11 protein-coding genes are annotated in these 14,673 nt (G+C 67.0%); 4 read left to right on the forward strand and 7 right to left on the reverse strand.

Features of this window, described 5'->3' with window-relative positions; genetic code table 11:
* The first annotated feature begins 130 nt into the window (after positions 1-130).
* A complete protein-coding gene (locus EJJ38_RS08875; RefSeq protein WP_127089713.1) occupies positions 131-511 on the forward strand; it encodes a hypothetical protein in 381 nt (126 codons plus the stop codon).
* Here the strand turns inward: EJJ38_RS08875 and EJJ38_RS08880 are convergent.
* Entirely contained in the window at positions 471-2,135 is a 1,665-nt protein-coding gene (locus EJJ38_RS08880; RefSeq protein ID WP_127089714.1) for a glycoside hydrolase family 17 protein, read from the reverse strand. The genes EJJ38_RS08875 and EJJ38_RS08880 overlap by 41 nt on opposite strands.
* A 66-nt stretch (positions 2,136-2,201) precedes the next feature.
* On the opposite strand from EJJ38_RS08880, the gene EJJ38_RS08885 reads away from it, so the two are divergent.
* The 3 genes from EJJ38_RS08885 (at position 2,202) to gltA (ending at position 7,133) form a co-directional block, all read left to right on the forward strand.
* The gene (locus EJJ38_RS08885) at positions 2,202-2,765 is read left to right on the forward strand and encodes a hypothetical protein (protein ID WP_245454161.1); all 564 of its coding nucleotides are present in this window, start codon (positions 2,202-2,204) and stop codon (positions 2,763-2,765) included.
* Between the two features lie 214 nt (positions 2,766-2,979).
* A complete protein-coding gene (locus EJJ38_RS08890; protein WP_205666129.1) occupies positions 2,980-5,619 on the forward strand; it encodes a glycosyltransferase in 2,640 nt (879 codons plus the stop codon).
* Positions 5,620-5,828: 209 nt separating this feature from the next.
* Entirely contained in the window at positions 5,829-7,133 is a 1,305-nt protein-coding gene (gene gltA / locus EJJ38_RS08895) for a citrate synthase (protein ID WP_127089715.1), read from the forward strand.
* A 562-nt stretch (positions 7,134-7,695) separates the two neighbouring features.
* Here gltA and lpxB read toward each other — a convergent pair.
* The 6 genes from lpxB to bamA form a co-directional block, all read right to left on the reverse strand.
* On the reverse strand, positions 7,696-8,859 hold the full coding sequence (lpxB, locus tag EJJ38_RS08900; RefSeq protein ID WP_127089716.1) for a lipid-A-disaccharide synthase: 1,164 nt from the start codon (positions 8,857-8,859) through the stop codon (positions 7,696-7,698).
* A complete protein-coding gene (locus EJJ38_RS08905) occupies positions 8,856-9,746 on the reverse strand; it encodes an LpxI family protein (RefSeq protein WP_127089717.1) in 891 nt (296 codons plus the stop codon). Before EJJ38_RS08905 ends, lpxB begins: the two co-directional genes overlap by 4 nt.
* A 4-nt stretch (positions 9,747-9,750) precedes the next feature.
* Positions 9,751-10,557, reverse strand: a complete 807-nt coding sequence (lpxA, locus tag EJJ38_RS08910; protein WP_127089718.1) for an acyl-ACP--UDP-N-acetylglucosamine O-acyltransferase — start codon at positions 10,555-10,557, stop codon at positions 9,751-9,753.
* A 1-nt stretch (position 10,558) separates the two neighbouring features.
* Positions 10,559-11,062 (reverse strand): 3-hydroxyacyl-ACP dehydratase FabZ, encoded by a 504-nt coding sequence (gene fabZ / locus EJJ38_RS08915; protein ID WP_127089719.1) that lies wholly within the window; start codon positions 11,060-11,062, stop codon positions 10,559-10,561.
* Positions 11,059-12,123: a UDP-3-O-(3-hydroxymyristoyl)glucosamine N-acyltransferase gene (gene lpxD, locus EJJ38_RS08920; RefSeq protein WP_127089720.1), complete on the reverse strand. Its 1,065-nt coding sequence runs from the start codon at positions 12,121-12,123 to the stop codon at positions 11,059-11,061. Before lpxD ends, fabZ begins: the two co-directional genes overlap by 4 nt.
* 63 nt (positions 12,124-12,186) lie before the next feature.
* Complete coding sequence (gene bamA / locus EJJ38_RS08925) at positions 12,187-14,598, reverse strand: outer membrane protein assembly factor BamA (protein ID WP_127089721.1); 2,412 nt, start codon at positions 14,596-14,598, stop codon at positions 12,187-12,189.
* Between the last annotated feature and the right edge of the window lie 75 nt (positions 14,599-14,673).

The following is a 14,673-nucleotide window of genomic DNA, read 5'->3' on the forward strand; positions in this document are numbered from 1 at the left end:
GGTGCGCGCCCCAACACGCCTCGCGCGCAGAGAAACCGAAAGCACGCTTCGCGCGCACTTGCATCGGCCACGGATTTCTGTGAACTCCCGATGGTCCGGATCGGTGATCCGCGCGGCGACAGGAACTGGCATGCCCACCACCACCTTCACCCCCGGCCCGAAGGCCATGAACTGGCTGATCTTCTGCACCATGGCCGCCACCGGCTGGGCGCTCTATGTGCGCTATCTGGTGATCGAGCCTTCGGTGGTGGGCCTTGCCTGCGATGCCGGGTTGAAGACCTTCCAGTGCCAGATGCGCTCCGTGGTCATCAACCTGTTCGGCTGGTCGGTGTTCGGCGCCATCGCCCTTGCGGCGTCGGCGCTGCAGTTCGTGCGCCCCAGCGTGCCGGCCCTCGCGGTGGGGCTGGCCTTCGCCGGGATCAGCCTCGTCCTCTACAACAATATGGCCGGAGCGGTGGCGGCGATGCTGCTCATCCTCTCGCTCGCGCGCCCAGGACGCGCGACAGCGTGAAGGCCATGACCAGGCAGATGACGCCGAACCAGGCGGCCTGCCAGTTGGCCAGGGTCTCGTTGAGCGGGATATAGACACCCGCCAGCAGCAAGCCCCAGAAGGAGATGCGCTCGGCCATCCCCGCATCGCTCCCGTCGGGACGGCGCACCAGCGCCACCACCAGCAGGCCCACCGCGATGGGGGTCAGGGGATCCACGGGGAAATCCTTGTAGCGCGGATCGAAAATCAGCTCGAACGCCACTTCGCCCACAGCCAGGACACCCAGCACCAGGAGCAGGGACAAGGTGCGCACCTTGCCGGTGCAGGCGCGGACATTGGCGAAATCCAGCCCAACGGCAAAGGCCCGCAGCGGCGTGCCGCGCGTCACGAAGCCCGCGCACAGGAGCGTTGTGGCAATGGAGAGTGCCAGTTGCGCGCCGTTGCGCGTCCAGCCCACCCAGCCCAGGCTCTCCAGCGGCAGCGTGGACAGGGTGGAGCCGATGGTCGTGCCGCCCGCCAGGGCGATGGCGGCGACGCCCAGCCATTGCACGGCGGTGGTGTTCGCTCCCTCGAATCGCCGCGCCCGGAACGCCCCGTAGAAGGCGAAGGCGAACGTGCCGATGGCCAGAGCCGCGCCCGCGGCGGCCTGGGCCGGCCAGCGGGGATAATCGCTCACCGGCTTGCCCCACTCGAACTTCTCGGCGCGGTTCGCGCTGTCGATCAGCCCCCAATGGCCGCCCACCGTGCCTTCGCTGCGCCGCTTCCAGGACTGGTCGTACGCCTCGATCACATTGACCCGGTAGCCCTTCTCCTTGGCGAGCTTCAGCACGTCATGCAGCACCAGGGCCTGATCCACCGGCGAGGGCAGCGCGCCTTCGCGCATGCGGCCGGCGCTGGGCCAGCCGGTCTCGCCGATCAGGATCTCCTTACCGGGAAACTGGTCCGCCACATGCTGGCGGATGCGGTCGATATGGGCGCCCGCATCCTTGGCGGGAACGGGGAAGTCCTCCCAATAGGGCAGGATATGGACGGTGACGAAGTCCACATCGTCCGCGAGCGCCTTGGCGCGCTCCCAGAACTCCCACACATCCGCATAGGTCACCGGCACGCCGCCCGCCCGCGAGCGCACCTCGCGCAGGATCTTGCCGATGTCGGTGGCCGACAATTCGCCGCGCAGCATCACCTCATTGCCCACCACCAGGGCGGCGATGGTGTCGGGATATTGCTGCGCCAGGGCGATTCCCGCGTCGATCTCCTTACGGTTCTTCGCCTGGTCACCGGACAGCCAGATGCCCTGGAACACCTTCAGGCCGTGCTTCTTGGCGAGCGGGGCCACCTTGTCGAGGCCCAGTTCCACCGAATAGGTGCGCACGCACTGGGTGATCTTGGCCAGCTGCGCCATGTCCTCGTCGATCTGCGCCTCGGAAATATGGGTGCCGCCATTCAGGGGCGACTGGCCCTCGCGGAACGGCGCATAGGAGACGCAGGGCAGCTTCTCGCCCGCCGCCAGCGGAGAGGGCGGCATGGGCACCGCCTTGCCGATCCAGGCCCAGGAGCCGACGACCGCCAGCAGCACCAGCGCCAGCAGGCCCACGGGCAGTGTGAGGGAGGAAACGGCGCCGGAAGGACGATCGGAAAGCGGCATGACATCTCTCTGACCCGAACGCCGGGTCACCTTGCGACATAAAGCGTCTCGACGGGACTGTGAAGGGTGGGCCAAGGCAAGGCGGAACAGCGCGTCGTCATGCTGACAAATTGCGCGCCTTCTTCTAACGTGTCGCCGCGGAATGCCTTCCGCTCATCAGCCTCGAACTTCATGGCCGTCATGGACCGTTTTCGTATCGCTCTGCTCGCGGGCGCCGTACTCCTTGCGTTCGCCGCCCCCGTCGCTGCCCAATCGTCCTCTCCCGACCAGAAGCCGGCGCAGCCGGAACAGCAACTGACCCCGGAGCAGCAGGCGGCCCGCGAGGCCCAGAAGCGCTCCGTCGAGGAATTCGCCGAGGCGGCGCGCCTTCTGCCGGGAACGGCGGGCCTGCCGGAATGCGTGTGGACCGGCCGGCGGATCGCGACCCTTCTATGGCGCGACGACATCGATACCGCCCGCCGCCATCTCGACCTCTACGAGAAGTTCGGCTGCCCCACCGAGCACCTGAAGCTGGCCTTCCGCTGCCTGGTGCGCCAGGGCAACATCGACCCGAAAACGCAAGAGCGCCTCACCGGGCGTGTTCAGCAATGTTGGGTTAATCCCGACTATGTTGCTGCACCTGCGCAATAATTAGATCATGGCATTGCCGCTCGCCCGCCGAACGGCTGCCACAGTCCCCATTTACCTCTTTATTTGAGAGGTTTAGTGTCTCGATGCACCGCCGCGTAAATTCGGCGGTGCCGACCGGTGGGGCAGGTCGAAAGGGTGCTCCGTGGCGTCCGGCTGGAACCGTTGCCAGACGCTTGAGTTGACGGTTCGTATTCCCTTTCGATTGGGTCCCGCCATGCGTCCCGGCCTTGCTGCTGCTGCAGCCGTCATTGCTGTTGTGACCGGTTTTCACGCGGCAATCTGGTATTCCCTGCGCCCCGAAGGCCATGCGCCTGCGGTGACGGAGCGTTTCGCCAGCCTGTCTTTCGCGCCTTACAGCCGGGACGTCCGTCATCCGGACAAGGGTCCCGATGTGACGGCGGCGCAGATCCGCTCCGACGTGGACGCGGTGGCGAACTATACCCGCGCGATCCGGACCTACTCCTCCACCATGGGCCTGGAACTGATCCCGGGCATCGCCGCCGAGCGCGGCCTGAAGGTGTCGGTGGGCGCCTGGATCGACAAGGACGAGACGCGCAACAAGCTGGAACTCCAGAACGCGGTCGGCCTCGCCAAGCACAATTCCAACGTCGAATCCCTCGTGGTCGGCAACGAGACCATCTTCCGCGGCGAGAAGTCGGCGGCCGAGATGGCCGAGCTGATCCGCAGCGTGAAGCGCCAGACCAACGTGCCGGTCACCACCGGCGAAATCTGGAACGTATGGCTGGACCACCCCGAGCTGGTCTCGGCGGTGGACTATATCGCCGCGCATATCCTGCCCTACTGGGAAGGCGTCACCGCCGAGAACGTGGTGGACCGCTCCATCGACATCTATAACCGCCTGCGCGCCGCCTATCCCGGCAAGCGCATCGTGATCGCGGAGTTCGGTTGGCCCAGCTCCGGCTATAATCGCGACGCGGCCGTGCCCGGCGAGATCGCCCAGGCCAATGTCATCCGCACCTTCACCTCGCGCGCCGCGGCTCTTGGCATCGACTACAACATCATCGAGGCGTTCGACGCCCCGTGGAAGAGCTTCGAAGGCTCGGTCGGCCAGTATTGGGGCGTGTTCGACGCGGACCGCCAGCTGAAATTCTCCCTCACCGGCCCGCTTGAGCAGCGCAGCTTCGGCCGCACCGCCATGCTCGCCGTGCTGCTGGGCTTCGCCTTCTGCCTGCCCATGCTCGGCATGCGCCGCATCACCGCCTCCCAGACCGCAGCGCTCGGCGCCGCCGCCTGCGCCGTGGGCGCCTGGGTGGCGCTGGTCATGGACCATTGGGCAAGCCATTACGTCACCGGCGGCAATTACGTGACGCTGGTCCTCTCCCTCGCGCTGCTGGGCCCGCTGGTTCTCGTGGTGCTCTATCGCTTCGAGGAACTCACCGCGATCCTGTTCGGCCGCGCGCCGGAGCGCCTCGTGGAGCTGCGCCCCCGCACCACCCCCACCCGCTTCCCCAAGGTGTCCATCCATATCCCGGCCTATCGTGAGCCGCCGGAGATGCTGAAGCAGACCCTGGACGCCGTGGCGCGCCTGGAATGGCCGAACCTGGAATGCGTGGTCGTGCTCAACAACACGCCCGACCCGGCCATGGTGGAGCCCGTGCGCGCCCATTGCGAAGCCCTGGGCGAGCGCTTCAAGTTCCTGAACATCGAGAAGATGTCCGGCTTCAAGGCGGGCGCCCTGCGCATCGCTCTGGAGCACACCGCCCCCGACGCCGAGATCATCGGCGTGATCGACGCCGACTATGTGGTCCATGCCGACTGGCTGAAGGACCTCGTGCCGGTGTTCGAGGATCCCACCGTCGGCCTCGTCCAGGCTCCGCAGGATCACCGCGACGGCCATCTCTCGCCCATGCACGAAGCGATGAACGCCGAATATGCCGGCTTCTTCGACATCGGCATGGTCCAGCGCAACGAGGACGACGCCATCGTGGTGCACGGCACCATGTGCCTGATCCGCCGCGCGGCCATGATGGAGGCGGGCTCCTGGTCCTCCGACACCATCTGCGAGGACACCGATCTCGGCCTGTCCATCGCCGAGAACGGCTGGAAGACCCATTACACCCGCCGCCGCTACGGCTGGGGCCTGCTGCCCGACACGTTCGAGGCCTTCAAGAAGCAGCGTCACCGCTGGGCCTATGGCGGCTTCCAGATCATCGCCAAGCATTGGCGGCGGTTCCTGCCCGGCAATTCGCGCCTCACGGCCACCCAGCGCCGCAACTTCGTGCTCGGCTGGGTGACCTGGCTCGGCGCGGAATCGGTGGGGGCGGTCGCGGCCGTCCTGTCGCTGGCCTTCGTGCCCTTCGTCATCGCGTTCGGCATCTCGGTGCCCGCTTATGTGCTGACCGCACCCATCGTCATGACCTTCCTGGTCTATGTGCTCCACTTCACCGCGCTCTACCGCATGCGGGTCGCCACGACCCCCATGCGCATGGCCGGCGCGGCGGTGGCGGCCATGGCGGTGCAGTTCACCGTGGCCAAGGCAGTGCTGGACGGGTTCCGCTACAAGGACCTCGCCTTCGCCCGCACCGCCAAGGGCAATAACTGGCTGGCGGGCGCCGCGCGCTCCTTCCCGGCCCTGCCCGAGGCCATCATCGGCTCGCTGCTCATGATCGGCGCGCTGACGCTGCACCTCACCAACTGGCACACGGTGCGCGAGGTGGACCTCTACGCCCTGGCGCTGGCCATCCAGAGCCTGCCCTTCCTGGCGGCGGCCGTCATCGGGTTTGCGGAATCCTCGCCGCTGAACGACTTCGCCGTGTGGCGGGCCGCCAAGGGCCGGGTCGCCGCGTCGGTCAAGAAGCTGCGTCCGAGCACCCCGCCCGCCGTGGCCGACTGACCCCGCAGCGCATCCCATCAGACGAAAGGCCCGGCTCGCGCCGGGCCTTTCTTTTTGTCCGGACGGCATCAAACGAGCCGGTTTGCGGCGGCCTGCCGCCAACTCGCGCATGGTCACGCTTGCGGCAAAATTGGGGACGGTTTAGGACTCCCTCCGAACCTTTCGCACCTGCGATAACGGTATCACTCAGCCGTATGATGGGAGACCTCATGGACGCCACCCCGAACACCGCATCCGCGAAGCTGACCGTGGGGGACAAGAGTTGGGACCTTCCCGTCCGTCAAGGCACCATCGGCCCCGACGTGATGGACATCTCCAAGCTCTACGGCCAGACGGGGATGTTCACCTACGACCCCGGTTTCACGTCCACGGCCTCGTGCGAAAGCCAGATCACCTATATCGACGGTGACGAGGGCGTCCTGCTCTATCGCGGCTATCCCATCGAGCAGCTCGCCGAGAACGGCGACTTCCTGGAGACCTGCTATCTCCTGCTCTATGGCGAGCTTCCCACCGCCGCCCAGAAGGCCGATTTCGACCTTTCCGTGACCCGTCACACGATGGTTCACGACCAGATGAACCGGTTCTTCACCGGCTTCCGCCGCGATGCGCATCCCATGGCCATCATGGTGGCCTGCGTCGGCGCCCTGTCGGCCTTCTATCACGACTCCACGGATATCTCGGACCCGCAGCAGCGGCTCATCGCCTCGATCCGCATGATCGCGAAGATGCCGACCCTGGCGGCGATGGCCTATAAGTATCACATCGGCCAGCCCTTCGTTTATCCGAAGAACGACCTCGACTATTCGTCGAACTTCCTCAACATGTGCTTCGCCGTGCCGTGCGAGGAGTACAAGGTCTCCCCCACGCTCTCCAAGGCGCTGGACAAGATCTTCATCCTCCATGCGGACCATGAGCAGAACGCCTCCACCTCCACGGTGCGCCTGGCGGGCTCCTCGGGCGCGAATCCCTTCGCCTGTATCGCGGCCGGCATTGCCTGCCTCTGGGGCCCCGCCCATGGCGGCGCCAACGAGGCGGCCCTCAAAATGCTCAGCGAGATCGGCCATCCCGAGCGGATCCCGGAATTCGTGAACCGCGCCAAGGACAAGAACGATCCGTTCCGTCTCATGGGCTTCGGCCACCGGGTCTACAAGAATTACGACCCGCGCGCGAAGATCATGCAGCAGACCTGCCACGAAGTGCTCAGCGAGCTGGGCATCAAGGACGATCCGCTGCTGGACGTGGCCGTGGAGCTGGAGCGCGTGGCGCTTCACGATGACTACTTCATCGAGAAGAAGCTCTATCCGAACATCGACTTCTATTCCGGCATCACCCTGAAGGCGATGGGCTTCCCCACCGCCATGTTCACGGTGCTGTTCGCCCTGGCCCGCACCGTGGGTTGGATCGGCCAGTGGAAGGAAATGATCGAGGATCCGGGCCAGCGCATCGGCCGTCCCCGCCAGCTCTACACCGGCGCCACCCGCCGCGATTATGTGGACATGGCGAAGCGCAAGTGAGCTGAAGAGCTTGAGCTGAAAGGCTCCGGCTGAAACGGTCACGCGACAGATGACAGGAAGGGCGTCCGCCGAACAGGCTGGCGCCCTTTCTCTTTCGGCGAAGCGTGGATGCCCCCCGCTGCAATCGCGCCTTGCCCCCTCACCCCTCGCGCGAGAGGGTTGGAGTAAGGGGGCCTTTCCGCCCCGCCCGAACCTCGGACTGCTTCCTCCGAGCGGCACCGCCCCCTCACCCGCCTCGCTTTGCTCGGCACCCTCTCCCACGAGGAGAGAGGGGCGCGAACGGCTGGGGCATGAGCCGCCGAACATCGCTGCATCGCCGTGAAGGGAGAGGGAGGGACGGAGTGCCCTGCCCTTCGATCAGGAGATGAAACGCTCCAGGCCCGATCGACAGTCAGGACTGCCGCAAACCCGCGACGCACGTCATGGCCGGGCGTCCCGGCCACCCACGGCACTCCGCCGGGTGGCACTCAACGGCGTGCCGTGGATGCCCACACCAAACCCAGGCATGACGGTTGGCCGGGTCCAGATTGGATTCGCCGCCGGTGTGCCACTCACCCCAAGATCAGCGGGCGAGCAGGTCCAGAACGGCGGACGCGGCGCGTAGGCTCGGGGGCTCGCCGTCGATGCCGAAAATGCCGTCCAGCCGCTCGAAGGCGGTGAGCTGGGCGCGGCGCTCGGGGCTGTCGATGAGGATGGAATCGAGCGCGGAGGCGAGCTTTGGCGCCGTGCAATCGTGCTGGAGGAATTCCGTCATGGCATTCTCGCCCAGCACCAGATTGGGCAGGAGCACGCTGGGAATGGTGAGCACGTAGGGCGCGATCAGCGCCTCCCATCCCGCCACCTTATAGGCAGCGACCGTGGGCACGCCCGCAAGGGCCAGTTCTAGCGTCACCGTTCCGGACGCCGCGAGCGCCGCCCGCGCCGTGCGGAAGGCGGCGTACTTTTCATCATCGCTCACCACGATGCGGGGGCGCACGGGCCAGCGGCGCACCGCGGCCTCCACCTGCTCCAGCCGGTGGGGCAAGGTGGGGAGGACGAATTCCGCATCCCGACCTGCCGCCACGAGGCCCAGCGCCTCCCCGAACACATCGGCCAGCCGCTCGATCTCCGAGCGACGGCTTCCGGGCAGAACGAGAATACGATAGGGCCGCGCCGCGCGGCGCGCCCGCTCGGTGGCGGACGGGCGCAGCACATCCAGCCGCTCCAGCAGGGGATGTCCCACATAGAGCGTCTGCGGCCCGCCGAGGCGCGCATGCACGTCCGGCTCGAAGGGCAGCAGCGCCAGCAGCCGGTCGATATGGGGGCGCATGGCCTTGGCCCGCCCCGGACGCCACGCCCAGACGGTGGGCGAGACATATTTGACGATGGGCAGGTCCGGCAGGCGGCGGCGCACCCGCGCGGCCACCCGATGGGTGAAGTCCGGCGCATCCACCAGAATGAGCACGTCCGGCCGCGCGGCGATGACGGCCTCCACCGTTTCCGACAGCCGCCGCAGGATCAACGGCAGCTTGCCGATCACCTGGGCGAAGCCGATGGCGGTCACGTCGTCCATGGAATAGAGGCTCTCAAGCCCCGATGCCGCCATGCGGCGTCCGCCCACGCCGGTGAAGCGCGCGCCGGACGGGGCGAGGCGCAGCAATCCCTCCATGAGGGCGCCGCCCAATTGATCGCCCGATTCTTCTCCCGCGACGATGAACACGTCCAGCGGACGGCCGATGCCGGTCACGGGTGCGCCTCGGCCGGCGCACCGAGCACGAACAGGCCCAGCTCATCGGCGATCCGCACCAGTTCGGCGCAGTCGGGAACGATGACGCCGCCCGCCTCGAAGGCGATGCCGGCAAGACCCGCCTTGGCGGCGCCGATCACCGTGGCGGGGCCGAGGGAGGGAAGATCCACGCGCCGGTCCTGCTGGGGCTTCGGGGCCTTCACGAGAACGCCCTTGCCCGCTGCGAAGCGCAGGCGGCCGCTCTCGCGCATCTGGCCGTAGCGCATCAGCACCGCGTCCGTGCCCTCCGCCGCTTCCACGGCGGCCACGAAGCCGTCCACCACGACCACCCCCTGCCCTACATCGAATGGCCCGAGCGTGCGCACCACCTGGAGCCCGAGCGCCACATCCTGCTCATCCTGGGGGCGGGGCATGACAGCGCCGAGACGCCCTTGCGGGAGAAGCAGAGCGGGCGCGACCTCATGGGCGCCCACAAGGCGGAACCCCTGCTCCGCCACAAGGCCGAGGACGCCGGAAAGAAGATGATTGTCGCCGCCCCGGAACAGGCGGGCGATGCGCGGCAGAAGGCGCAGCATGGTCCAGTCCATGCCGAGATCACGCACGCGCGGGCGCGTCAGCGTGCCCACCATGACGATGTCCTTCACGCCCAGCGCCTTGGCCCGCGCGGAGACGGAGCCCAGCGATCCCAGGCGGAACCAGGAATGGGGATAACGCTCCAAAGCGGGATCGGCGAAGCCCTGGATCAGCAGCATCACCACATCGCGGCCCTGGGCGCGGACCGCCTCGGCCACGGCGGCCGGAAAGGCGCCGCCGCCCGCCACGATGGCGAGCGGACCACGCGCCGTGGGAGATGCTTCGCCGCTGCCCGTATCTTGTGGCAGGGCCAAGGGATCAGGCCTCGCCCACCACGCCGCGGGCGGGCTGGCACAGCGGGCGCTTCACGCCGGCATCAATGAAGGTGACGAGGGCCTTGGCGAACTCGGACGTCTCCGCCCGCACCCGCAGCTTCACGAGCCGCTCCTCGAACACGCCCTCGCCGAAGAACAGCTCCCGATAGGCCGCACGGGCGGCGTGCAGGTCGCTCTTGGTGAAGCCGCGCCGCTTCATGCCGATGGTGTTCAGGCCCACGAGCCGGGCCGCCTGGCCCAGCGCATAGCCGAAGGGGATTACGTCCTCGCGCACGCCCGTAATGCCGGAAATCATGGCCTGGGCGCCGATGCGCGTGAATTGATGGACCGCGCACTGCCCGCCGAGGAAGACGAAGTCGCCCACCTCCACATGGCCACCCAGCACCGCGTTGTTGGCGAAGATGACGCCGTTGCCCACCTGGCAATCGTGCCCCACATGGGAGCCGGTCATCATCATGCAAGTGTCGCCGATGCGGGTGACGCCGCCGCCGCCCGCCGTGCCGATATTGGCCGTGGCATGCTCGCGGATGACGCAGTCCGTGCCGATCACCAAAGCCGTCGGCTCGCCCTTGTAGTGCACCGATTGCGGCGGCGTGCCGAGGGAGGCGAAGGGGAAGATCTCGGTGCGCGCGCCCACATGGGTGGCGCCCTGGATGTTCACATGGGAATGGAGCTTCACGCCCGCTTCCAGCACCACGTCGGGACCGACGGTGCAGAAGGGGCCGACGACCACGTCGTCGGCAAGGCGGGCGCCGTCGGAGACACGGGCAAGAGAATCGATCAGGGGCACATCAGAATCCGGTAATCATGGCGCCGACACGCGCCTGGGCCACCAGCTCGCCCGCCACCCGGGCTTCGCCGCGATACCACCACATGTTGCGCCGCTTGGTCTCTTTGACCATGTGGTATTCCAGCACGTCTCCCGGCACCACGGGACGGCGGAACTTGGCGTCGTCGATGGTCATGAAATAGACCAGCGGCGCGGGCTGGTCCTTGGGGATGCCGCCCTTCGCCAGGATGCAGACGACGCCGGCCGTCTGGGCCATGCCCTCAATGATGAGCACGCCGGGCATCACGGGATTACCGGGGAAGTGGCCCTGGAAATGGGGCTCGTTGGCGGTCACGTTCTTGATGCCGACGCAGGACACGTCCCCGTCGATGCGCTCGATCCGGTCCACCAGCAGGAACGGATAGCGGTGCGGCAGGCAGGACATGATGCTCATGATGTCCGCCGCGCCGAGGGAGGCCGGGGCCTCGCTCGCGGTTTCGGCCGGGACGGTGGTGTTCTCGTTCATTGATTTCCGCCCTCCCCCGAGCGATGCGCGCCGGCCTCGGCGAGGCGCTTCAGCGTGTTGATCTCGCGGAACCAGTCCCGCACGGGCTTGGCGGGCGAACCGCCCCAGCGCACGCCGGGCGGCACGTCGTCCTTCACATTGCTCGTCGCGGCGATCTGCGCCGCATCGCCGATGGTGATGTGGCCGATGACCCCCACCTGGCCGCCCAGCATCACGAAGTCGCCCAGCGTGGCGCTGCCGGAGATGCCGGTCTGGGACACGATGATGCAATGGCGGCCGATCACCACGTTGTGGGCGATCTGGACGAGATTGTCGATCTTGGTGCCCTCGCCCACAACCGTGTCGCGCAGCGCGCCCCGGTCGATGGTGGTGTTGGCGCCGATCTCCACGTCGTCCTGCAGCACCACCCGGCCGATCTGCGGCACCTTGAGGTGTCCGCGCGGGCTCGGCTGGAAGCCGAAGCCGTCCTGGCCGAGGCGCGCGCCGGGATGAATGATGACCCGGTTGCCCACCAGCGTATGCAGCAGGCTGGCGCCGGGGCCGACCGCGCTGTCCCGGCCGATGCGCACATGGGCGCCGATGACCGCGCCCGCGCAGATGACCGAGCCGGAGCCGATCTCCACATGGGGACCTACCACCGCGCCGGGATCCACGGTGACACCGTCCTCAAGCCGCGCAGTGGGGTGGATGATGGCGCCGGGGGCGACGCCCTGGTGATCAAAGATGGGCTGGGGCCGCAGCGAGGCCGGGAACAAGGTGCGGGACACCGCGACGAAGGCGTGGCCCGGCCGCGGCGAGACGAGCGCCACGACGCCCTCGGGCACGGCCCCGGCAAACTTCTCGGTGGTGATGCACACACCCGCCCGGGTCGCCTTCAGGTCCGGCAGATAGCGCGCGGAATCGAAGAAGGTGAGGTCCGCGGGTCCCGCATCGGCCAGGGTGGAGACACCCTGGATGGTGGCGGATGCACTCCCCTCACCGGCGAGACGAGCACCGCTGAGGGCGATGACCTCATCCAGGGAGAGCGGTCGGGGCAGCGGAAAGAAACGAGGATCGCTCATGAGCCTGAACGCAAAGCGGGCGCCGCGCGCATGACGCCGGCGCCCGCGTGAGAGGAAGATCGATCAGAACCGGGTTCCGCCCGAGAAGCGGAAGGCCTGGGTCTTGTCGTACTGGGCCTGGGACAGAACCCACGCATAGTCGAAGCGCAGCGGGCCGAAGGGCGACTGCCAGATCAAGCTGGCACCCACCGCGGACCGCACGCCGTTGTCGTCGGCGACGCAGACCGCGCCAGTGGTGTTGGTGGCGCCGGGGGGGCAGGCCTGCGTGTTGGGGGCGTTCGGGAACACCACCGGGCCGGTATAGTCCCACAGCGAGCCGGCATCGAAGAAGAGCGCGCCCTTCAGGCCGATATCCTTCGGCAGGAAGCTGATGGGGAACTGCACTTCGGCCGAGGTGCCCCAGTAAGCCGTACCGCCCAGCGAATCCTGGTCGATGGACGCGATGTCGCGCGGGCCGATGCCGGAGGGCGCGAAGCCGCGGACCAGGTTCGGACCCATGAAGAAGTTATCCATGATCCGCAGGTCCTGGTTGCCCCAGGCCGACACGTAGCCCGCCTGACCGCGCAGCAGCAGCACCCAGTCGTTCATCAGCGGGTAGTAGTAGCGCAGGTCGCCGGTGGTGCGGACGAAGTTCACGTCGCCGCCGAGGCCGGCGAAGTCCTGCTTCAGTTCGGCGAACAGGCCGGACGTGGGGTTCAGGTTGCTGTCCAGGCCGTTGAAGGACAGCGTGTAGCCGGCCGCCGAGGTGATGGTGGCGCCCTGCGCCACGGCCTCGATGACGGCCCACGAGGCATAGCCGGCCGGGCAGGTGTAGTAGACGTACCAGCCGTCGCCGCAATCCAGGCTCAGGTCGCGCTGATAGATGTTGTAGCGCAGAGCCAGGGTCACCTCGTCCGTGATGGGCAGGCCGAGGCGGATGCCGCCGCCGACGGTCTGGCTGTCATAGGAGGTGTAGTTGGTGGCGCTGGTTTCCTTCCAGTAGAAGTCGAAACCGGCGGCCAGGCGATAGCCGAGGAAGTAAGGCTCGGTGAAGGAGAATTCCGCGCCCTGGGCGTTCTCGCCGAAGGAGCCGGACACGCGGACATACTGGCCGCGGCCGAGGAAGTTCTTCTCGCCCAGCGCCACTTCGCCGATGAAGCCGTCCGAGGTGGAGTAACCGCCGGACACCGAGAACTCACCGGTGGGCTGATCTTCCACATCCACCACCAGGATGATGCGGTCGGGCGCCGAGCCGGGCTCGTTGGTGATCTTCACGGCCTTGAAGTAGCCGAGGTTGCGCAGGCGGCGCTCGGCGCGGTCCACCATGACCCGGTTATAGGCATCGCCCTCGCCGAGGTCGAACTCGCGGCGGATGACCCAGTCACGGGTGCGGGTGTTCCCGCGGATCTCGATGCGCTCGATATAGACGCGCGGGCCTTCCTCAACCACGAAGACCACGTTGATCTTGCGGGTGTCGAAGTCGCGATCGCCGCGCGGACGCACCTGGGCGAAGGCATAGCCCTGCTTGGAGACTTCGATGGTGATGTTCTCCACCGACTTCTCGACCAGCTCCGCATTGTAGACCTGGCCGGGGCTCATGCGCAGGGCATTGCGCAGGTTGGCGGCGGGCACGTCGCGGATGTTGGAGATCACGTCCACGGTGCCGAAGGAATATTGCGGGCCTTCGTCGAGGGTGAAGGTGACGGTGTAGTTCTTGCCGTCCGGCTCCAGCTCGGCGGTGGCCGCCGTGATGCGGAAGTCGGCATAGCCGTTCTTCAGGTAGAAGCGGCGCAGCAGCTCCTGGTCCGCGTTCACGCGGTCCGGATCATAGACGTCGGTGGACTTCAGGAAGGACAGCCAGTTGGTCGTGGTCGTCGTGATCACGTCCTTCAGCTTGTAGTCCGAGAAGGCCTTGTTGCCGATGAACTTGATGTCCTTGATGCCGACCTTGTCGCCTTCGTTGATCTCGAAGACGAGGTCCACGCGGCCATTGCCGCGATCGATGGTCACCGGGTTCACGCGCACATCCGAGCGGCCGGAGCGGCGATACACTTCAAGGATGCGCTGGGTGTCGGCCTGGACGGTGGACTTGGAGAGGGTACCGCGCGGCTTGGACTGAACCTCGCCCGCCAGAACCTCGTCCTTGACCTTCTTGTTGCCCTCGAAGGCGACCTTGTTGATCACCTCGTTCTCGGACACGCGGACGACGATGCGGCCGCCCTGCTGGGAAATGTTCACGTCGGAGAACAGGCCGGTCGCATAGAGAGCGGCCAGGGCCTCATTGATCTTGGCGGGCGAGACCGGCCCAGTCCCGAAATAGGACCGGATGGTCTGCGCGTCCACGCGGCGGTTGCCCTCGACGACGATGTTGCTCGCAGACTGCGCGGCAGCGGGTGTTGTCACAAGGATCGAGCCGACGCACGCCGTCATCGCGACCGTGGTCGCGATTCCAAGAGCGGCGGCCAGCTTCACCATTACCCGGACCGGAGCAGTCATATGGCACGCAACCCTGTTTCGTTGTTCTCAAATCCACGCCCACGGAGTGGTGCAGATTCCGACCTTCGTGGGCTT

The organism is Aquabacter cavernae, assembly GCF_003993795.1.
In the GTDB taxonomy this organism is placed as follows: Bacteria; Pseudomonadota; Alphaproteobacteria; order Rhizobiales; family Xanthobacteraceae; genus Aquabacter; species Aquabacter cavernae.